17 protein-coding genes and 1 pseudogene are annotated in these 19,182 nt (G+C 69.7%); 4 read left to right on the forward strand and 14 right to left on the reverse strand.

The window, feature by feature from the left end; all coding sequences use genetic code 11:
* Positions 1 to 22 precede the first annotated feature (22 nt).
* From MSPGM_RS01085 to MSPGM_RS01095, 3 genes are read left to right on the forward strand one after another with little or no spacing between them, the layout of a single operon-like run.
* Positions 23 to 628 (forward strand): K(+)-transporting ATPase subunit C, encoded by a 606-nt coding sequence (locus MSPGM_RS01085; protein ID WP_003601614.1) that lies wholly within the window; start codon positions 23 to 25, stop codon positions 626 to 628.
* Between the two features lie 9 nt (positions 629 to 637).
* Complete coding sequence (locus tag MSPGM_RS01090) at positions 638 to 3,355, forward strand: sensor histidine kinase (RefSeq protein WP_012751997.1); 2,718 nt, start codon at positions 638 to 640, stop codon at positions 3,353 to 3,355.
* Complete coding sequence (locus MSPGM_RS01095; RefSeq protein ID WP_003603511.1) at positions 3,352 to 4,098, forward strand: response regulator; 747 nt, start codon at positions 3,352 to 3,354, stop codon at positions 4,096 to 4,098. Before MSPGM_RS01090 ends, MSPGM_RS01095 begins: the two co-directional genes overlap by 4 nt.
* 248 nt (positions 4,099 to 4,346) lie before the next feature.
* Here the strand turns inward: MSPGM_RS01095 and MSPGM_RS01100 are convergent, their stop codons facing one another.
* Positions 4,347 to 4,583, reverse strand: a complete 237-nt coding sequence (locus tag MSPGM_RS01100) for a hypothetical protein (protein WP_003603510.1) — start codon at positions 4,581 to 4,583, stop codon at positions 4,347 to 4,349.
* A gap of 206 nt (positions 4,584 to 4,789) precedes the next feature.
* Here MSPGM_RS01100 and MSPGM_RS01105 point away from each other — a divergent pair, with 206 nt between their 5' ends.
* Positions 4,790 to 6,151 carry a TAXI family TRAP transporter solute-binding subunit gene (locus tag MSPGM_RS01105; RefSeq protein WP_261926125.1) on the forward strand — a complete coding sequence of 454 codons (1,362 nt, stop codon included), beginning with the start codon at positions 4,790 to 4,792 and terminating at the stop codon, positions 6,149 to 6,151.
* 113 nt (positions 6,152 to 6,264) lie between these two features.
* On the opposite strand, the pseudogene MSPGM_RS01110 reads toward MSPGM_RS01105, so the two are convergent.
* The 13 genes and pseudogenes from MSPGM_RS01110 to MSPGM_RS01170 form a co-directional block, all read right to left on the reverse strand.
* Positions 6,265 to 6,408, reverse strand: a pseudogene (locus tag MSPGM_RS01110) (IS3 family transposase); the annotation flags it as partial.
* 47 nt (positions 6,409 to 6,455) lie between these two features.
* Complete coding sequence (locus MSPGM_RS01115; protein WP_003603508.1) at positions 6,456 to 7,394, reverse strand: hypothetical protein; 939 nt, start codon at positions 7,392 to 7,394, stop codon at positions 6,456 to 6,458.
* A complete protein-coding gene (locus MSPGM_RS01120) occupies positions 7,391 to 8,179 on the reverse strand; it encodes a TIGR04290 family methyltransferase (protein ID WP_003603506.1) in 789 nt (262 codons plus the stop codon). Before MSPGM_RS01120 ends, MSPGM_RS01115 begins: the two co-directional genes overlap by 4 nt.
* Positions 8,176 to 8,961, reverse strand: coding sequence for a histidine phosphatase family protein (locus tag MSPGM_RS25330; protein ID WP_003603504.1), 786 nt, complete (start codon positions 8,959 to 8,961; stop codon positions 8,176 to 8,178). Before MSPGM_RS25330 ends, MSPGM_RS01120 begins: the two co-directional genes overlap by 4 nt.
* Positions 8,958 to 10,055, reverse strand: a complete 1,098-nt coding sequence (locus tag MSPGM_RS01130; RefSeq protein WP_003603503.1) for an inositol-3-phosphate synthase — start codon at positions 10,053 to 10,055, stop codon at positions 8,958 to 8,960. Before MSPGM_RS01130 ends, MSPGM_RS25330 begins: the two co-directional genes overlap by 4 nt.
* Positions 10,055 to 11,095, reverse strand: coding sequence for a UDP-glucuronic acid decarboxylase family protein (locus MSPGM_RS01135; RefSeq protein ID WP_003603501.1), 1,041 nt, complete (start codon positions 11,093 to 11,095; stop codon positions 10,055 to 10,057). Before MSPGM_RS01135 ends, MSPGM_RS01130 begins: the two co-directional genes overlap by 1 nt.
* Before the next feature lie 11 nt (positions 11,096 to 11,106).
* Complete coding sequence (locus tag MSPGM_RS01140) at positions 11,107 to 12,222, reverse strand: glycosyltransferase (protein ID WP_003603500.1); 1,116 nt, start codon at positions 12,220 to 12,222, stop codon at positions 11,107 to 11,109.
* Complete coding sequence (locus tag MSPGM_RS01145) at positions 12,219 to 13,325, reverse strand: glycosyltransferase (RefSeq protein WP_003603499.1); 1,107 nt, start codon at positions 13,323 to 13,325, stop codon at positions 12,219 to 12,221. Before MSPGM_RS01145 ends, MSPGM_RS01140 begins: the two co-directional genes overlap by 4 nt.
* Positions 13,322 to 14,449: a glycosyltransferase gene (locus MSPGM_RS01150; protein ID WP_003603498.1), complete on the reverse strand. Its 1,128-nt coding sequence runs from the start codon at positions 14,447 to 14,449 to the stop codon at positions 13,322 to 13,324. Before MSPGM_RS01150 ends, MSPGM_RS01145 begins: the two co-directional genes overlap by 4 nt.
* The gene (locus tag MSPGM_RS01155) at positions 14,446 to 15,552 is read right to left on the reverse strand and encodes a glycosyltransferase family 4 protein (RefSeq protein WP_012752003.1); all 1,107 of its coding nucleotides are present in this window, start codon (positions 15,550 to 15,552) and stop codon (positions 14,446 to 14,448) included. Before MSPGM_RS01155 ends, MSPGM_RS01150 begins: the two co-directional genes overlap by 4 nt.
* Positions 15,543 to 16,838, reverse strand: coding sequence for a TIGR04295 family B12-binding domain-containing radical SAM protein (locus MSPGM_RS01160; RefSeq protein WP_003597223.1), 1,296 nt, complete (start codon positions 16,836 to 16,838; stop codon positions 15,543 to 15,545). The genes MSPGM_RS01155 and MSPGM_RS01160 overlap by 10 nt, the downstream gene beginning before the upstream one ends.
* Entirely contained in the window at positions 16,835 to 17,926 is a 1,092-nt protein-coding gene (locus tag MSPGM_RS01165; RefSeq protein ID WP_003597226.1) for an NAD-dependent epimerase/dehydratase family protein, read from the reverse strand. Before MSPGM_RS01165 ends, MSPGM_RS01160 begins: the two co-directional genes overlap by 4 nt.
* Complete coding sequence (locus MSPGM_RS01170; protein WP_261926127.1) at positions 17,923 to 19,035, reverse strand: SDR family NAD(P)-dependent oxidoreductase; 1,113 nt, start codon at positions 19,033 to 19,035, stop codon at positions 17,923 to 17,925. Before MSPGM_RS01170 ends, MSPGM_RS01165 begins: the two co-directional genes overlap by 4 nt.
* Positions 19,036 to 19,182: the final 147 nt, after the last annotated feature.

Genomic DNA, 19,182 nt, shown 5'->3' on the forward strand with positions numbered 1-19,182 from the left:
CGACAGGTCCCGGAGACCTCCCATGCTGAACCAGCTTCGTCCCGCCCTCGTCCTGCTCGTCGCGCTGACGGCGGTCACGGGCCTCGCCTACCCCCTTGCCGTCACCGGGATCGCCGGTGCGGTCTTCCCGGCCAAGGCTGCCGGGAGCTTGATCGAGCGCGACGGCAGGATCGTCGGTTCCAGCCTGATCGGCCAGAGCTTCACCGGCGAGGGCTACTTCCATGGCCGGCCCTCGGCCACCACCGCCGCCGATCCGGCGGATGCTTCCAAGACAGTGCCGGCGCCTTACAACGCAGCCAGCTCCGCCGGCTCGAATCTCGGGCCCACGAGCGCGGCGCTGGCCGAGCGCGTGAAGGGTGACCTCGACGCGCTGAAGGCCGAGAATCCGGGCCGGCCGGTGCCGGTCGACCTCGTCACCACGAGCGGTTCAGGCCTCGACCCCGACATCTCGCCCGAGGCGGCCTCGTTTCAGGTGCCGCGCATCGCCCGGGCCCGCAACCTGCCCGAGGATCGGCTCCGCGACCTCGTCGCCGGTCAGCTTCAGGGCCGCACCCTCGGACTGCTCGGCGAGCCGCGCGTCAACGTGCTCGCCCTGAATCTTGTCCTGGACGACCTCGCCAAGCGCTAAAGAGCGTACATGCCTGGGACTGGCCGCGATCCGAACCGCCCCTCGCCCGACGCGCTGCTCGAAGCGGCGCGCCGGGAGGAGCGGACGCGCGGCCGTCTCAAGGTCTTCCTCGGCGCCGCCCCCGGCGTCGGCAAGACCTACGAGATGCTCACCATCGGGCGCGCCCGGCTCACCGCCGGCGCCGACGTCGTGGTCGGCGTTGTCGAGACCCATGGCCGGGCCGAGACCGAGGCTCTGCTCGAGGGCTTCGAGACCATCCCCCGGCGGGCCGTGCCCTACCGTGGCACCGTGCTGGAGGAGATGGACCTCGACGCGCTGCTGGCGCGCCGCCCGGCCCTGGCGCTGGTCGATGAGCTCGCCCACACCAACGCGCCCGGCTCGCGCCACCCGAAGCGCTACCAGGACGTCGAGGAACTGCTCGACGCCGGCATCGATGTCCTGACGACGCTGAACATCCAGCACGTCGAGAGCCTCAACGACGTCGTGGCCTCCATCACCCGCATCCGCGTGCGCGAAACCGTGCCGGACAGCATCCTCGACCGGGCCGACGACATCGAGGTGGTTGACCTCAACCCGGACGATTTGATCGAGCGCCTGAAGGCGGGCAAGGTCTACGTGCCGGCGAACGCCGAGCGAGCGTTGAAGCATTACTTCTCGCGCGGCAATCTGACGGCCCTGCGGGAACTCGCCCTGCGTCGGACGGCCGACCGGGTCGATGACGAGCTCCTGAGCCACATGCGGGCGAACGCGATTCCCGGCCCCTGGGCGGCGGGCGAGCGCGTGCTCGTCTGCGTGAGCGAGGATCCGCGCTCGGCAGGCCTCGTGCGCTACGCCAAGCGGCTAGCAGATCGTCTCCACGCCCCCTGGACCGCCCTGGTGGTCGAGGGACCGCGCGCCGCCTCTCTCAGCGAGGCCGCGCGCGACCGGGTGGCCGAGGCCCTGCGGCTCGCCGACCGGCTCGGCGGCGACGCCGTCACCCTGCCGGGCGGCCGGCGCATCGCCGACGACATCCTCGCCTACGCACGCGCCGCCAACGTGAACCACATCGTGGTGGGCAAGGCGACGCGCTCCTGGATCTTCGAGCTGGTGAACGGCTCGGTGGTGCACGACCTCGTTCGCCGCAGCGGCAACATCAGCGTCCACGTGGTGCCGGGCGAGGCCGCGCCGGCCGAGACGGCGTCCCGGCGCGCGGTCGCCACCGCCGCTCCGCCCGCCACCTTCGACGCCCGGTCCTACGCCCTGGCGCTGCTCGTCACCGGTGCCGGGCTCGGGCTCGCCCTGCTGCTGGAGCCGTCGACGGGCGTCGAGAACGCCGACCTCATGCTGCTGACCGCCGTCGTGGCGGTGGCCGTCCGCTGGGGCCTGGGGCCCTCGCTCGCCGCGGTGGTCGCGGCCTCGCTATCGTACAACTTCTTCTTCCTGCCGCCGGTATACACCTTCACCATCGCCGACCCGACCAACGTCGCGGCCTTTCTGCTCTTCACCCTGGTGGCGGTGCTGGTCTCAAACCTCGCTGCCCGCGCCCGCCTGAGTGCGGTGGTCAGCCAGGGCCGTGCGAAGGCGACGGAGCGGCTCTTCGGATTCTCGCGCAAGCTCGCGGCCTGCGGGACCCTCGACGACGTGCTCTGGGCGACCTCCGCGCAGGTCGCGGCCATGCTGAGGGTGCGCGTCGTCCTTCTCCTGCCGGATGCTCAGACCGTCGCAGTCCGTGCCGGCTACCCGCCGGAGGACATGCTGGACGAGGCCGACCTGGCGGCGGCGCAGTGGGCCTTCGACAACGAGCGCCCGGCCGGGCGCGGCGCCGACACCCTGCCCGGGGCCAAGCGCCTGTTCCTGCCGATGCGCACCGGGCGCGGCACCATCGGGGTGATCGGCCTCGATGCGGACGGCACGGGACCGATCCTGACGCCGGAAGGCCGGCGCTTGCTCGACGCACTCGCCGATATGGGCGCGCTCGCCCTCGAGCGGGTGCGCCTCGTGGAGGATCTCGACCGGGCCGAGCGTGCCGCCGAGACCGACCGCCTCGCCCGGGCTTTGCTGACCTCGATCAGCCACGATCTGCGCACGCCGCTCGCCTCCGTGCTCGGAGCCGCCAGCACATTGCGGGACCTCGAGGGCGCCCTCCCGGTCGAGTCCAAGGCGGAATTGTTGACGACCATCATCGAGGAATCGGAGCGGCTGAACCGCTTCATCGTGAACCTGCTCGACATGACGCGGCTGGAGGCCGGAGCCGTGGCGCCGAACCTGGCGCCTCAGGATGTCGCCGAGACCATCGACACCGCCCTGCGGCGGACCCAGAAGATCCTTGCCGGCCACCGGGTCGCGGTCGAGATCGCACCCGACCTGCCGACCCTGCGGCTCGATCCGGTCCTGTTCGAGCAGGTGCTGGTCAACCTGCTCGACAACGCCGCGAAGTACGCCCCCGAGGGCTCGACCGTCACTTTGCGCGCCCGGCAGGACGGCCGCACCGTGCGCATCGAAGTTCTGGACGAGGGGTTCGGGCTCCCGGAGGCCGACGTCGAGCGCGTGTTCGACAAGTTCTACCGCGTCCGGAAGAGCGACCGGGTGCGGGCCGGGACCGGACTCGGCCTCGCCATCTCGCGCGGCTTCGTCGAAGCCATGGGGGGCACGGTCACCGCTGGCAACCGCCGGGACCGGTTGGGGGCCGCCTTCACCGTGATGCTCCCGGTTCCGGCCCGGACCACGCCAAGGGATATCGCCGCATGAGCCCGACCATCCTGGTCATCGACGACGAGCCGCCGATCCGCAAGCTGCTGCGCATGGGGCTCGCCACCCAGGGCTACGCCATCCTGGAAGCGCCGAACGCCGCCACCGCCCTGGAAGTGCTCGGCCGCGACAGCCCGGACCTCATTATCCTCGACCTGGGGCTTCCCGACATGCGCGGGCACGACCTGCTCCGCGCGATCCGGGCGAGCCATCCCGGCCTGCCGGTGGTGGTGCTGTCGAGCCGGGACGACGAGGGCGGTAAGGTCGAAGCGCTCGATCTCGGCGCCGACGACTACGTCACCAAACCCTTCGGCATGGCGGAGCTGCTCGCGCGCCTGCGTGCGGCCCTTCGGCACCAACTGGCCGCCCGCGGCGAGCGGCCGGTCTTCCGGGTCGATGGGCTCTCGGTCGACCTCGTCCGGCGCATCGTGAAGGTCGATGACGTCGAGGTGAAGCTGACCCCGCGCGAGTACGCTTTCCTGCGCATCATGGTGCTGCATGCCGGCAAGGTGCTCACCCACGCCCAGCTCATGCACGAGGTCTCGGTCTCGTCGGACCCACAGTATCTTCGCGTCTACATGCGCCAGCTCCGGCAGAAGCTGGAGGCCGATCCGGAGCGGCCGCGCATCCTACTCACCGAAACCGGTGTCGGCTATCGCCTGCGGGCACCCGACGACGAACCGAACCTCAAGCTGCGCGCGGCGAACGATGCCAAGCCGGCCGTGACGGAGGCAGGCCCGTGATGGCGATCTCCGAACGTCGTCGGCTGGCACGATGACCCTCGACGTGTTCCTCGATTCGGCAGTGTTCGCGCGCGCATGGAGAAGCGCCGGAACGGCCGTGCGCCGACCGAGCAGGTGTTCAGTCGAGGCAGCATCCGGAGCCCAGCGGCCGGCTCGGACGGAACGGATGGATGCTGAAAACCCCCACGGCGATTGACGGGAGGGATTTGGGTGCCGGGCATGGCCGCACTAGGCCAACGCCCGCAGCCTCAGATGCGCAGCTCGATGCAGGCGCCGGACAGGAGCACGGCATCGGGCCGGTGGTCGGTCTCGTCCTCGGCGAAGTCGATGGCGTCCTTCCGGCTCCGGAACAGGCCGCCGGCACGCCCGTGGATCTCGATGGCCACCCAGTGACCCTCGGGGTCCTGTCCGACGATGAACCGGTCCGCGTCCGTGGCGGAAGCGTCGGCGTGGATGGCGGCGATTTGGAGGGTGGGCGACATCATATGTCTGGGGCTCACGCGGTCCTCTGGGGACCGCGCCCCTAAGCTGTACCGGAACGCGTAAAGGTTCGAGCGGGTCGCGGGGCCGATCCCATAAGCGTCTCGTTAGGATTCCGCGGGGCCGGCAGGCCGATCCCCTCGAAAACCGGTGGCGCGTCGCCCACCTGGGCAGCAGGGCCGAACCAGCCCAGAGCAAGCGAGGGGCGTGCGTGCGTCGGTTGGGGTTTTCGAGTGTTCGCGAGGTATTTCTCCCCCTCGGCTTGGCGCTTCTGCTCGTGCTCGGAGCCGTCGCGGCGTTCCATCTCACGCGTCCCACGACCCTGACCATCGCGGTCGCCCCCAATGGCGGCACCGAACCGGCGCTGCTGCGGGCCTACGCCGACGAGCTCGCCCGGCGGAACCTCGGCATCCGGCTGAAGGTCGTATCCTTCGCCGGGGTGCGCGAGAGCGCGGAGGCGTTGAAGGCCGGCAAGGCCGACCTCGCGGTGGTTCGGCCGGACGTGGCGATGCCGGGTAACGGCCTGACCTTGGCGGTCCTGCGGACGCTCGCCGCCTTCGTCGCCGCGCCAGGCGCCTCCGGCACCAAGGACATCCCGGATCTGGCGGGAAAACGACTGGGTATGCTCGCGAGCCGGACTGCCGACCGGACGCTGCTCCACGAGCTCGTCGGCCACTACGGGTTCGAACTCCTGACCGACGCTCCGGCCGGGGCCGTGAACACCACCGCGGTGGTGCTGGTGCCGATTGAGGAGGCCGATGTCGCAACGGCGCTCCGCGACGGGCGCATCGACGCCATGGCTCTCGTGACGACGCCCAGCTCCCCGGCTGCGCGGCGGGTGGTCGCCCTGGTGGGCGAGGCGAGCGATGGCAGTGAAGTCGCGCTGATCGGTTTGCCCGATACCGCAGCGGTGCTGGCGCGGCGGCCGCGCCTGCAGCCGGTGACGGTGCCGGCCGCCCTGTACGGCGGCAATCCCCGCCTGCCGGCCGAGGACGTCGCGACCGTAGGCTCATCCTACCGCCTGATGGCGCGGGCCGACCTGTCGCGGAGCGTGGCCGCGGAGGTGACCCAGCACCTGTTCGAAATGCGCGCGGCCCTGGCCGAGACAGTACCGGCGGCGGAGGACGTCAGCCACCCGGATTACGAGGATACGGCGGACGCGACCAGCGCCCGTTTGCCCATTCATCCGGGAGCCCTCGATTACTACGAGCGCGAGCAGGAGACTTTGATCGAACGCTACGAGAGCTGGATCTACCTCGTGGCAATCCTGGGGGGCGGCTTGGGCTCCACAGCAGCTTGGCTCCGGCAGCGCATCGGGCGCCAGCGCCGTGAACGGATCGAGGTGGCCACCGCACGCCTGCTGGAACTGCGCTCCGAAGCCCGCCGCGAAACCGACCGCGAGCGTCTGGAGGCGATGGCAGGCGAGGTGGATGATCTCGCGGCCAGTATCGCACGCCACGCCCTGAACAAGCCAACCGAACCGCGGACCTTGAGTGCTGCCACCGTCGCCATTGACGCGGCACGCTCGACACTCAAGCGGGCACTCAGCGGTGCGGGTAGGCCAATCGGCTGACCGCCCGAACGACCGAGCGAGGTTCGGCGACGCCAATACGAAGCTCTGCTGATCGGTCCTCACGCGGTGGTCCGACTTCGAAGTCAGTGCAGGGTCGGTCTCTGCACGACGATTCGCTTGGCCGGCACCTTCCGGCCTTCCCGCCGCCAGATCCGCTCGACCCGCTTGTCGTTGACCCGTCAGCCGACCGCCTTCAGCCACGCGCTGATCTTGCGATCGCCGTCGCGGCCGTAGCTCTCAGCCGACACGACGAGGTCGATTGATGGAGTCCGAAGCTACTCGATTCGGCGAAAACTGCCTTACACTATAAAAACGGCATCTCCGGTATCGGCAAGGCCTCGACTTGGACAGGCTGGCGATCCGCGTATCGACGCACCATCGCGGCGCAAAATTCCGCGAACTCTTCTCGAACCAGCGGCGGGCTGGTGTGGTGGGCGGCGATGCCGCGATGCTCGGGCGTGAAGCAGAAGGTCACCGTCACTTTGAAGTCCTGCAGAGCCGTCATCTGCCGGTCGAACCAGTCGAGGGCGTCGGGGCGGAAGCTGTCGGCCCAGGACAGGCCGGTGCGCAGGTAGGTGACGCCGAGGCGCTTCATCCAGGCTACCGCTTCGTCCAAGCGGTGATCCTGGTAGTGGAACCATTGGCACAGCCCGAAATCCGGGGTGCAGCGGACGAATTCCTCCAGCGCGAGCTTCGGCGTGCCGTCCTGGCGCAGCAAGCCCATGTGGAAGTGGCGGTAGTAGGAGGAGCCCTCCGCCTCGCGGTGGCGGGTGGTGGCCTCCCATTCCCGCGGCAGGTCGTAGAGGCTGTACCAGTGGATACGTGGGGCCTGCCCCCGCAGCAGCTCCGCGGTGCGGCGGCAGCCCCAGGCCTGGACCTCCTCGGCGCCAAAACTCGACACGCCGACCTCCGAGACCCAGACCGGTAGGTGGGTCACCGCGCGGATCTCGGCGATCTTCTGGGGCCAGTCGTGGATCGGCCACAGGTTCCAGTCGAGAGGGAAGCCGTGCACCGCCACCGCATCGAGCCCATCGAGCACGCCTCGGGCCTGCATGTGCTGCATGAACACCGGATCGATCGGCGAGATGCCGCCGAGCACCTGGGGCAGGTCCGGTGCCTCCGCCCGGATCGCGCGGGAGGCCTGCTTCACCATCTCGCCGAACAGAAACCAGTCGGGGTCGATCTCCGGATCCCAGTGAGACTTATTGTTGGGCTCGTTCCAGAGCATGACCGCTTCGATCATCGGCCCTCCCTCCCGTTGATCCCGCGTGCCGGATAGACGGCTTCTGCCCCAGCCGGTGCGGGCGCCCGCCGACAGAGATAAACCTCCGCCTCCGGCCGGCTCTCGATCGTAAAGCCGCTCGCGCGCAGCATCGCCTCCATCCCCGCGCGGTTGGGGATCCACCAGTTCGTCCAGTCGTGGGCGTAGGAATGCTCGACGAAGTGCAGCCGCGGGTAACCGGGCCGCTCGAACTGATCCATGTCCCAGAAGTCGTAATCGTCCGCGACCGGCTCGACCTGAGACGATCCGCGCAGCATCGACTGGAACACCAGGAGATCACCGGCCACGTGCTCGTGGATCAGGTCCAGGGCCAGCATCGGGTGGCGCAGGTGATAGAGCACCCCCATGAAGAGAACCACGTCGAAGCGCTCGGCCAAAGCCCCGACATCGTAGACCGAGAGCTTGCGGAACTCGATGTCGTGGCCAAGGTGGCTGGCCGCGAAGCGGGCCTGCGCGAGGTAACGCTCGTCGGAATCGAGGCCGAGCACCCGGGACGCACCGCGACGTTTCATCTCGATCGAATAGAAGCCGCCGTTGCAGCCAATATCGAGCACGGACTTGCCGGTGAGATCGGCGGAAAGTGCGGACGCGAACCGACGCCACTTCAACCCTGGATAATCGCCGAGGAAGTGATCGGGCGCAGTCCAGACCCCGCCGAGGTCGATGTTGTGGAACCAGGGCCCGAGGGCGTCGGCCTCTCGGCGTAACGCCTCGGAACTGGCGGCATCCGTCGCAAGACGCGTCATGGGCTCGCTCGCTCATTGATCGACACCACCCGGCCGCCGCCGGGCCAGAGCGCGAGCTCGCTCCACGAGGACGGGGCGACGACGAGGCGGTCATAGGCGTCGAGGCCGAGCCCCAACACGCCAAGCAAGGCGGCGCGGATCGTATCGGCGTGGCTCACGAGGATCGCGGGCGGGCCCTCCTCGCGGCCGAGGCGGTCGAGCAGACGAAGGGCGCGCGCCTGCGCCTCGCCCATGCTCTCGCCGCCCGGCGGGCGGGCGGTGGCACGTTCCGCGTTCCAGGCGACCCAAGCGGGATCGGAGGCGAACTCGGCAAAGGCGCGACCGGTCCAGGCGCCGAATTCGATCTCGTCGATCTCGTCGGCAGTCTCGATCGCGGCGCCGAGCTTCTGCGCGAGCGGCGCGGCGGTTTCCTGCGTGCGGGTCTGCGGGCTTGAGAGGACCCGGATGCCGCTTCGGGGCGTTCGTTCCCCATCGCTCACCGGGGCGAGACGCGTGCGCTCCCCTCCTCCCGGCGAGTCAGGGGCGGGCAGTGGGTACCGGGGCGCCTCGTCCTGAGCCACCTCCGGCTCCTCCCTCCTCCCCGCAAGGACGAGGAGAGGCGCGCGATCCTGCTCGGTTGAAGATGTGTGAAGGTCGGGAGCGAGCCGTCGCGCGAGCACGGTCGCCATCGCCTCCGCTTCGGCCCGACCCTGCGCACTCAACGAAACGTCGGGCATTCGCCCGCACAGCACCTTCCCGAGCCGGTCATGGCTCGCATGGCGCACGAGAAAGACCCGCCTCATCGGGTAGCGGGCTCCTCCGCCTCGCCCGCGGCGAAGCGGAGCGTGCGCGCATGCGCCTCGGCGTCGGTGAACTGGACCGGAGGCGACTTCATGAACCAGCCCGAAGGCCCGAGCAGCGCGCCGCCGATGCCGCGATCGAGTGCGATGCGGGCGCAGCGCACGGCGTCCACGACGACACCCGCGGAATTGGGCGAGTCCCAGACCTCCAGCTTCAGTTCGATATTGAGGGGCACGCCGCCGAAGCCGGTGCCCTCCAGCCGGATCTGCGCCCATTTGCGGTCTTCGAGCCAGGGCACGTGGTCGCTCGGGCCGACATGGATGTCGCCGTCTGCCAGCGGCGTAGCAAGCTGGCTCGTCACCGCACGGGTCTTGGAAAGCTTCTTCGATTCCAGCCGCTCACGCTCCAGCATGTTGAGAAAGTCGGCATTACCGCCGAAATTGAGCTGGTAGGTGCGCTCCAATTTCACGCCGCGCTCGCGCAGAAGATTCGCCAGCATCCGGTGCACGATGGTGGCGCCGACCTGACTCTTGATGTCGTCGCCGACGATCGGCAGGCCCCGCTCCTCGAAACGCTTCCGCCAGCCGGCATCCGAGGCGATGAACACCGGGATGCAGTTCACGAGAGCGCAGCCGGCCTCCAGCGCGCAGTGGGCATAGAACTCGCCCGCCGCTTGCGAGCCGACTGGCAAGTAGGAGAGCAGCACCTGCGTGCGGCTGCGCTGCAACTCCACCGCCACGTCGGCAACCGGCTCGTCCGATTCAGCGATGACGCCCTGAAGGTAGCGGCCGATCCCGTCCAGTGTCGGCCCGCGCCGCACGGTCACGCCGGTCGGAGGCACCGCAGCGAAGCGGTGCGTGTTGTTGGGTGGAGCCAGGATCGCGTCGGCCACGTCGCGCCCGACCTTGTCCGCCGCCACGTCGAAGGCGCTCACCACTTCGATGTCGCCGATGCGGTAACCGCCCAGTTCGGGCGAGATCAGGCCCGGCACCGCCGTATCGGCGTCAGCCTCGCGGTAATAGTGCAGGCCCTGCACGAAGGAGGAGGCGCAATTGCCCACTCCGATGATGCCGACGCGGATCGGTGCGGAGGCCATCACGGGGCCTGCCGCGCAAGGGCGGCCTCGACCGGGCGAAGGTGGCGTCCGCCGATGGATCGGGGCTTCGCAACGGGTTGCTCGGGCGCGCGGATCTCATCGGCAAACCACGCGATTGTCGCCTCAAGGCCCTGTTCCAGCGCCACCTTCGGCGACCAGCCGAGCAGCGCCTGGGCGCGGGCGATGTCCGGGCGGCGACGCTGCGGGTCGTCCACGGGAAGCGGGCGGCGCACTACGGGCGAGCGCGTGCCGGTCATTTCAGAGACCAGGCTGACGAGTTCGGCCACCGTCATCTCGCGCGGGTTACCGAGGTTGACCGGGCCGCCCGACGCGGCCTCGCACGCCATGAGCCGCATCAGCCCCTCGACGAGGTCGGTGACGTAGCAGAACGAGCGGGTCTGCTCGCCGTCGCCGTAGACGGTGACGGGCGCGTCGGCGAGCGCCTGACAGATTACGTTCGAGACGACGCGCCCGTCATCGGCCCGCATCCGGGGTCCGTAGGTGTTGAAGATGCGCGCGACCCGGACTTCCAGCCCCTGGCCCCGCTCGAAATCGAAGGCCAGCGTCTCGGCGGCGCGCTTTCCCTCGTCGTAGCAGGCGCGCGGGCCGGTCGGATTGACGTTGCCCCAATAGGCTTCCGGCTGCGGATGCACGAGCGGGTCGCCGTAGACCTCGCTGGTCGAGGCCTGGAGGAAGCGCGCCCCGTCGTTGCGCGCTCGCTCCAGCAGACGCAGGGTTCCGACGACGCTCGTCAGCATCGTGTGGATCGGATCGGCCTGATAGTGCGGGGGTGAGGCCGCGCAGGCGAGATTGAATACCCGTTCGAAGCGCGGCAGCCGCGGCAGCGGCTCCGTAATGTCTGCCTCGACGAACTCGAAACGCGGCTCGCGGCTGAGATGGGCGAGGTTGTCGCGGCGGCCGGTGAGCAGGCTATCGAGGGCGACGACGCGTGCGCCCCGCGCCAGCAGAGCATCGACGAGATGTGAGCCGATGAAGCCGGCCCCACCTGCGACGAGCACCCATTCAGCCTGTCTGTCCATCGCTGTTGTCCTCAGTTGGTGACCGTTCGAGGAGGCGTTCGGAGGAATGCCAGTCGGGCCGCTGCTTCGCGCAGGTGCGTTTCGAACTCCGCGGCGCGGTGGGCGGCGGAATGCCGGGCGAGGATCGCGGCACGGCCCGCCTCGCCGATCCGGAGGCGCTCGGGTTCAGGCCGGTCGCGCAGGATCGCCAGCACGGCGTCCGGCCCCTCGGGGCACAGGATCTCGCGGCCAGGCGCGAGGATCGTGTCGAGGCCGTCCCAGCGGTCGCTCAGGATCGGGATGGCGCAGGCGGCGGCCTCGAACAGGCGCACGCTCGGGCTGTAGCCCGCCGCGGTCATGTCGGCGCGGGTGACGTTCAGAGTGTAGCGGCTCTGCCCGTAGAAGGCCGGATGGGCCTCCGGCGGAAGGTGATCGCTGCGGGTCACGTTGTCCGGCCAGTCGATCCCGTCCGGGTATTGCGGGCCGGAGACCGCGAAGCGCAGCTCGGGCGCGCGGCGCGCCGGCTCGAGCAGCAATTGCTCCAGGATCGGTTGCCGGTCGGGGCTGTAGGTGCCGAGATAGCTCAGGTCATAGGCTTTTTCTCCTGCAAACGGCGGATAGGCCTCCGGATCCACCGAGCAGTAGAGAGCACGCGCCGCGGGCGAGCCGTAGCGCTCCTCCAGCCGCTCCAGGGTCGGGCCGCCGGTGAAGGAGAGATAGAGGTCGTAAGCTTCGATCTGATTGGCTTCGAGATAGGTGCAGGTGCCGGCGGCGAGGCTCGCCAGCGTCACCGGCGTGTCGATGTCGTAGAAGGCGCGGGTGCCCTCCGCCCAGGCGAGGACGCGGCGGCCCACCGCGATCCCATCGGGCACGTAGGAGCCGACGACGACGGCATCCGCCTGTTCGATCGCTGCGCGGTGGTCCTCGAGGTCGTCGAGGTCGGCGTAGAGGGTCAGTCTGCAGAAGCCCGGATCGGTGAGGTCACGGTGGGCCGCGTACCAGGGCACGTCGCGCTCCAAGAACAGGACATCGTGGCCGCGGGCCGCGAAGGCCCGGAGCAGGGCGCGGTAGGTGGTGGCGTGGCCGTTGCCCCATGACGAGGACAGGCTCAGACCCAGCACAACCAGGCGCAACGGCGTGCACGTCATGCGACGCTCCGGCGAAGCGCTCCGCAGGCCCGGCGCTCCCTCTCGTCCCGGAGAATCGCGTCGACCTGGGAACCGCGGCGCGCATAGGTGTGCTCGGCGGCGATCCGCAGGCGGGCGGCCTCGCCGATGGCGCGGGCGCGCTCCGGCGTCAGCGCGGCGACGTGGTCGGCGACGTCGCGCCCGTCACGGGCGACGAGCACCTCCTCGCCCTCCTTGAGGAACAGGCCGAGGCCTTCCCAGGCGTCGGTGATGAGGCAGGCGCCCGCGCCCGCCGCCTCGAACACGCGGGTGGCGGGCGAGAAGCCGACCGCCGCCATGCTGTCGCGGGCGATGTTGAGAACGGCGCGGGGGGTGACGTTGAAGGCGTTGTGATCGCGCGTCGAGACGTGGCCGAGATGGCGGACGTTGAGCGGAAGCCCGCGGCTTTCCCAGCCGCTGCCGCCGAGTAGAAAGCTCCGCTCCGGCAGACGCGCAGCGGCCGCGAGGAAGAAGCGCTCGACCCGCGCCTCACGGTCCGGCAGCCGGTTGCCGAGAAAGGCGAGGTCGGCCGAGAAGCGCGGATCAGGCGGGACCGGATGGTGAGTCTCGGAATCCAGCGCGTTGTAGACCGGGATGCAGGCACGCGCTCCGAAACCCTCATACGCTGCGATCACCGGCGGGCCGCCGCCATAGGTCAGCACGAAGTCGAGAGCGGGCATCGCCCGGTGCAGGGCGTGGTCCGGGTTGGCCCGCATCTCGGCCAACGTCGCGGGCGCGTCGACATCCCAGAAGATGCGGATGGCGTCCGGACGCGCGGCGGCGACGACGCCTTCAAGCAACTCGTCGTCGAACACGCCGACGCCACTTGCCTTGACGACGACGTCGGCCTGCGCGGCTTGCGCGATCACCGCGCGGGCGGCCTCGATGGTCGCGGGATAGACCTGCACCTCGGCCCAGTCCGGCGGGTCGATGTCGCGGTGGCTCTGCCGGTCGAAGGCGTCCGGCTCGTAGAAAGTGATGCGGTGGCCGCGCCTTGCGAGGTCGGCGAGCATGCCCCGGTAATAGGTCGCCGCCCCGTTCCAGTAGGACGAAAGCAGGGAGGAGCCGTAGAACGCGATTTTCACGGTGCGGCCTCCATCCGGACAGGCAGGTTCAGGGGCGTGGTCAAGGATTCATGGATCGCGAGGAGTTCATCGGCGCGGTGCCGGCAGGTGTGGCGGGCTCGGATCGTGGCGAGGCCATGGGCGGCGAGCGACCGGCGCAGGCTCGCATCCTCGCGCAGCGCCAGCAGGTGGGCCTCCATCTGCTCTCCGTCGCGGGCGATCAGGTAGTCCGAGCCCGGCGTGAACAGCCCTTCGGCATCGTTCCAAGGAGCGCAGGCCAGCGGCAGGCCGCAGGCGAGGGCCTCGAACACCCGGATCGTCGGGATGCCCGGTAAGGCCTCGACATAGAAGCGGCGCGGCACGTGAACCGTCGCCAGCGCATGGGCGAACAGGGTGGGCGCGGCGGCGTTCGGGGCCCAGCCGTGATAGCGGGCGCCGTAGCGTTCGAGCGTGGCGAGCGCCTCGGCGGGGTAGCGCACGCCGTGGATGTCGAGGGAGAGGCCCGCGGCCTGAGCTGGACGAAACAGGAACGTCTCAAGTTCCTGCGTGCGCTCGCCGTCGCCCCAGTTGCCGATCCAGACGAGACCGGCCCGCGTTACCTCCGTCTCTGCGGGTGGCCGGAACAGGCGCGTGTCGGCGGCCTCGTGCCAGACGTAGGCGCGCGCGCCCCAGCCCCAGCTGCGATAGACCTCGGCCAGCGTCTCGCCGAAGGCGAGGATTCCGTCGTAGCCCGAGAGGTCGAAGCGGCGCATCGCGTCAGGCGCGCTCACCGCACGGTGATGCGTATCGTGGAACAGAAGCGTGTCGACGCGGCCGCCCTTCCGGGCCCGGCCGAGCGCAGCGACCAGAGCCGGCTCGTTCCATTCGTGGACGACGACGAGGTCGGCTCCCTCGACGTATTCCACGGCCGCCTCGATCGTGGCGTAGGTCTTCGGCGACAGCTCAGGATAGGGCGCGAGCGAGGCCTCGAGTCCAGCCGGGCCGTGGTCGCGAAGCAGGTTCTCCCGGCTCCAGGCGCCCTCTGGCTCGTAGGCCTCGATTGCATGGCCGAGGTCGGCCAACTCGCGCAGCACGCCGCGCAGGAAGTGGGCGTTGCCGTGATTCCAGCACGAGGCGAGGGAGTGGGTGAAGTAGACGATCCTCATGCCGCCGCCTCGTCGAGCGCCGGGTGCAGGCCGCAGACGATGCGGGCCACGCCCGCAACCATGGCCTCGGTGCCATAGGCGGCGGCGCGGGTGCGGGCGGCCCGGCCGAGCGCCGCGCGGCTGGCCGGGTCGGCAAAGAGGTCTTGGACGGCGCGGGCCGCCGCCGCGTCGTCGTCGGATGGGACGAACAGCGCCGCGCCGTCCCACAACTCGCGAAAACTCTCGATGTCGGAGAGCACCAGGGCGCAACCGGCGCCCGCTGCCTCCAGCACCGCGAGGCCGAACGGCTCGTAGCGGGCAAGACTCACGAAGACCGGCCGGAGGCTCAGCTCCCGCGCGATCTCCTCGTCGTCGAGGCGGCCGAGGCAGTCGAGGGTGGTAAGCGTCACCCGTTGGCCGGTCGGCCCAGCCATGGGGCCGGCGGCGCGAACCGGCACCGATAGGCGCGCGGCCAGCCGATCGAGCGCGGCGGCGTTCTTGGCCAGGTCCCACAGGCGCCCGGCGGTGAAGACGTGGGACGCGGGTTCCGCCTCGGACGAGACGGGGACATCCCGGCCGTTGCGCACGACGAGGGGCGCCTGCGCCAGTCCGTAGGCTGCCTGCGTCGTCCGGGCGAAGGCGTGGGTCGGGGCGATCAGCCGGTCGGCTTTGCGGCAGCCCTGCGCATTGAGGTCGCGCCGCCACGCCAGATCAGCGGGCAGCGGGCCCGACCCCACAGTGGCCCACCAGGTCGCAACGCAGGAATGGCAGACCGCCACGACCGGCGCGGTGAAGTCGGCGAGGGCCAGAGCCGGGCTATGCAGGTGGACGAGGTCGGCGCCGGTCTCCTCCGCGAGTTGGGCGAGCGCGTCCGATGCATCTCGAACTTCGGCGGCACTCTCGGCGGTCCAATCGAGGGGCAGGTTCGTCGTGAGAATGCGGACGCCGCTGATCTCTTGCGCTCGCGCGATCCGCTCGGGCGCAGGCGCCGGTCCCATCAAGGCGACGCTGACGGAGGCGCCCCGGCGGGTGAGACCGGCAGCAAGGTCGAGGGTGTATTGCCAAACGCCGCCCAGCGCGTCGGCGCTCATCAGAATGTGGGGACGGGCGGCAGTCAGCGGCATCCGCAGGTCGCTTCCAACTCGGGCAGCGGGAGCGGGCGCTCCTCCTGGATGTCGCTGAAGCGGGTGAACTGACTGAGATAATGGGCGTGCGCCCGCTCCCAGGCCGCATCGTCCGGCTCACCCCACAGCCGCCGGTAGTCGGGTGAGCTGGGATAGGGGTAGAGCGGCACCGGATCGTTCGCCCAGACTCCCGCGCCGCGCAGCCGGTCGCGCCAGGCGGCGACGAGGTCGGGATCGTCGCCGGCCACCGCGATCAGGTTCGCCTGGACGAATGGCACGGTGCGGCGGGCGTGGATCAGGCGCTCAGCGAGGTCGTCGGTCGAGGCGCGGCAGCGCTTGTCGAGTGCGGCGCGTCCCTCCTCGGTCAGACTCTCAATGCCCGCCTCGATCGAGACGCAGCCCGCCGCCCCGAGCAGGTCGAGCATATCGGGCTTCCACAGATCGATCCGGGTCTGTACCCCGAACTTCACCCGGCGTCCGACCAGGGCTTCCAGAAGCGGCTTCTGCGGCAGAAAGATCTCGTCGACGAAGTAGAGGTAGGTGACGCCTTGGGAGATCAGCCCGTCGATCTCCTCGAGGACGATCGGCAGGTCGCGGCGACGATAGGCATCGCGAAAATCGATCTTCGCGCAGAAGCTGCAAGTGTAGGGGCAGCCGCGCGAGGCCTCGATCTCGGCGCCGGGCCCGTCGGGCGCGGTGTCGAAGCGGTGGTGATGGTGATGGTGGCGGGCAATCCAGGCATCGGGCCAGGCAAGCGCCGGCAAGTCGGTGAAGCGCCCGGCATGGGGCGGCCCTGTCACGACCACACGGCCCTCTGCATCGCGATACGCCAGGGCGGGCAGGCTGCGCAGATCGTTCGTCTCGGCGAGACGGGCCACGACCTCCTCGCACTCGCCCCGCACGACCACGTGGCAACCGAGTTTTTCCAGCGTCGGGCGTGGCGTGGATGAGCCATGCGGGCCGACCGCGACGGTGCGCCCACCGCGGCCTTGAAGCGCGTCGAGGAAGGCGCGCGGCACCCGCATCTCCGGCGGGGCGCAGCGCCAGAACAGGTAGGTCGGCGCCGTCGTGATCACGGTCATCGCGGGCGCGAAGGCCGCGATCCGCTCGGCGCCCTCTGCGGCACACAGGCCTTCGAGATGGCAATCGACGAGCAGCGTCTCGTGGCCGCCCGCCTCCAGCAAAGCGGCGGCGTAGCCGAGTTCGAGCGGCAGATGGGGCTCGCGGCAGCCGAAATAGATGCTGTTGCGGTAGTCCCAGGGCGGATTGACGAAGGCGACCCTCATAGCACCGCCTCCGGTTGACGGGCGGCCCGGCTCGTCGCGGCCTCCGCGGCGAGCCATTGCGTGAGCCACGCTGCGAGGTCGGCCACGCCCTCGCGCCAGGGTAGCGGGGGTTCAAGCCCGAGCATCGATGCGGCGCGGCGCGTATCGGAGACGTAGTAGCGCTGGTCGCCGGGCCGCCATGCGCCGGTCTCGATCCCGACCTCGCGGTCGAGCAGCGTGCCGAGATAGGCGATCAGTCCGCGCAGGCTCACCGCGTTGTCCGGGCCGCCGCCGAGGTTGAACGCTCGCCCGGCCACCCGGTCGATCCGCGCGAGCGCCGCTCGGTAGGCCGCGACCGCGTCGCGGACATGAAGGATGTCGCGCACCTGCCGCCCGTCGCCGTAGAGGGTCACGGTTCGGTTCGTCAGTGCCCGGATCAGGAAATGGGCGACCCAGCCCTGGTCCTCGTTGCCCATTTGGCGGGGGCCGTAGATGCAGCTCATGCGCATCACGACGGTCGGCAAGCCGTAGCTGCGGGCGTAGTCGAGCACGTAGGCATCCGCCGCGCCCTTCGAGCAGCCGTAGGGGGTGTGAAAATCGAGCGGGCGATCCTCGCCGACACCATGGGCGCGCAAGTTTGAATCGGTCGGTCGGTAGGCGTCGCCCTCGACCGCCAGCTCCACGTCGGGCAAGCCGCCATAGACCTTGTTGGTCGAGGCGAAAAGCAATGGGACCGCACCCCGGCGGGCGCGCAGGGCCTCCAGCAAGGTCAACGTACCGCCGAGATTGACCTCCATGTCCTCCCAAGGCGCGGACATGCTCGTCGTCACAGCCACTTGGGCGGCGAAGTGGAACACCGCGCCGGCCTCCCGCACGGCGAGGGCGAGCTCGGCGCCGTCGCGGATGTCGGCGATCACCGGCACGATCCGCGCGCCGTGGCGCTCGGTGAGCCAAGCCAGGTTCGCCTCGACGCCGGGACGCGTCAGAGCATCGTAGACCAGGACGGTCTGCCCCTCGCCGGCGAGCTGGTCGGCGAGGTTGGCGCCGACGAAGCCGGCACCACCCGTGACGAGGACCGGGCGCGTGGCGGTCGTGGCCGGCCCGCTCACGCGACGAGACCTCGGGCTTCGAGTTCGCGCCTTGCCTCGGCCACGCGGTCAACCGCCTGCTGCTCGGCAACCCATGCCGCGAGTTCGGCTAATCCTTCGGCGAAGTCGCGCTTTGGCGCGTAGCCGAGTTCGCGGGTTATCTTGCCGATGTCGGCGATGCAGTGCCGGATGTCGCCAGCCCGCGCCTGCCCCGTAACCTGCGGAGCGATCTCCTCGCGACCCATGGCGCGGGCGAGCAGACGCGCCACCTCGTTGACGGTGCGGTCCTCGCCGGAGCCGACATTGTAGACCTGCCCGGCGGCGGCCGGGTGCTCCAGCGCCAGCACAAAGGCCTGGGCCACATCCTCGACATGTACGAAATCGCGCCGCTGCTCGCCGTCCTCGAAGATCATCGGCGGCTGTCCGTGGAGGAGGCGCGCCGCGAAGATCGCCAGCACGCCGGTATATGGGTTCGAGAGCGCTTGGCCCGGCCCGTAGACGTTCCAAAGGCGGAGCGCCACGCCCTCCATGCCGTAGGCGGGTGCGAGCGTGAGCGTCAGGCGTTCCTGCATGTACTTCGTCAGCGCATAGACCGAGGCGAGTGCAGGGCGCTTCGATTCCGGGGTCGGCACAGGGCGCATCGGGCGGCCCTGCTGATCGGGCGGATCCCACGGTTCGCCGGGGCGGCGCGGCGGGCGCACGGCGTCCTCGACGGTGGCATCGGCTTCCGTCCGGTAAAGGCCCTCGCCGTAGATGCTCATGGAGGAGGCGACGACGACGCGCTGGACCGGCGCCTCGATCAGCGCCTGAAACAGGGTCGCGGTCCCACAATCATTGACCGAGACGTAGCGTTCGACCGCGTACATGCTCTGCCCGACGCCGACCTCCGCCGCCAGGTGGACGACATGGGTCGCACCCGCGATCGCCCGCGCCACCGCCTCGGCATCACGGACATCGCCCTCGACGAACTCCACGGCCGGATCGAAAGAGAGGGGCTGGCCGGTGCCGCCATGCACCTGCTCGATCAGGCTATCGAGCACGCGGACTCGGTAACCCCGCGCCAGCAGCGCAATCGCAAGATGCCGGCCTATAAAGCCCGCTCCACCGGTGATCAGAGCCAGTTTCTTCATATTTGCGCGACGACTCCTGTGCTTACAGAAAACGTGCAAATATAATCAAAAATCAAATTTCGTAACTTAAGTTATTTTATCGCACCTTCATGGATTGATGGTCGATAAGCGACCGATTTCGCCGAGGTGTATGGTCTCGTTGCGGCG

The sequence above is a fragment of the Methylorubrum sp. GM97 genome (assembly GCF_024347855.1).
Lineage (GTDB): Bacteria > Pseudomonadota > Alphaproteobacteria > Rhizobiales > Beijerinckiaceae > Methylobacterium > Methylobacterium extorquens.

Excerpts from the sequence above, each read along its gene's own strand:
- MSPGM_RS01085 (WP_003601614.1), top strand. The coding sequence starts at position 23 with ATGCTGAACCAGCTTCGTCCCGCCCTCGTCCTGCTCGTCGCGCTGACG.
- MSPGM_RS01090 (WP_012751997.1), top strand. The coding sequence starts at position 638 with ATGCCTGGGACTGGCCGCGATCCGAACCGCCCCTCGCCCGACGCGCTG.
- MSPGM_RS01095 (WP_003603511.1), top strand. The coding sequence starts at position 3,352 with ATGAGCCCGACCATCCTGGTCATCGACGACGAGCCGCCGATCCGCAAG.
- MSPGM_RS01100 (WP_003603510.1), bottom strand. The coding sequence starts at position 4,583 with ATGATGTCGCCCACCCTCCAAATCGCCGCCATCCACGCCGACGCTTCC.
- MSPGM_RS01115 (WP_003603508.1), bottom strand. The coding sequence starts at position 7,394 with ATGATCGAAGCGGTCATGCTCTGGAACGAGCCCAACAATAAGTCTCAC.
- MSPGM_RS01120 (WP_003603506.1), bottom strand. The coding sequence starts at position 8,179 with ATGACGCGTCTTGCGACGGATGCCGCCAGTTCCGAGGCGTTACGCCGA.
- MSPGM_RS25330 (WP_003603504.1), bottom strand. The coding sequence starts at position 8,961 with ATGAGGCGGGTCTTTCTCGTGCGCCATGCGAGCCATGACCGGCTCGGG.
- MSPGM_RS01130 (WP_003603503.1), bottom strand. The coding sequence starts at position 10,055 with ATGGCCTCCGCACCGATCCGCGTCGGCATCATCGGAGTGGGCAATTGC.
- MSPGM_RS01135 (WP_003603501.1), bottom strand. The coding sequence starts at position 11,095 with ATGGACAGACAGGCTGAATGGGTGCTCGTCGCAGGTGGGGCCGGCTTC.
- MSPGM_RS01140 (WP_003603500.1), bottom strand. The coding sequence starts at position 12,222 with ATGACGTGCACGCCGTTGCGCCTGGTTGTGCTGGGTCTGAGCCTGTCC.
- MSPGM_RS01150 (WP_003603498.1), bottom strand. The coding sequence starts at position 14,449 with ATGAGGATCGTCTACTTCACCCACTCCCTCGCCTCGTGCTGGAATCAC.
- MSPGM_RS01155 (WP_012752003.1), bottom strand. The coding sequence starts at position 15,552 with ATGCCGCTGACTGCCGCCCGTCCCCACATTCTGATGAGCGCCGACGCG.
- MSPGM_RS01160 (WP_003597223.1), bottom strand. The coding sequence starts at position 16,838 with ATGAGGGTCGCCTTCGTCAATCCGCCCTGGGACTACCGCAACAGCATC.
- MSPGM_RS01170 (WP_261926127.1), bottom strand. The coding sequence starts at position 19,035 with ATGAAGAAACTGGCTCTGATCACCGGTGGAGCGGGCTTTATAGGCCGG.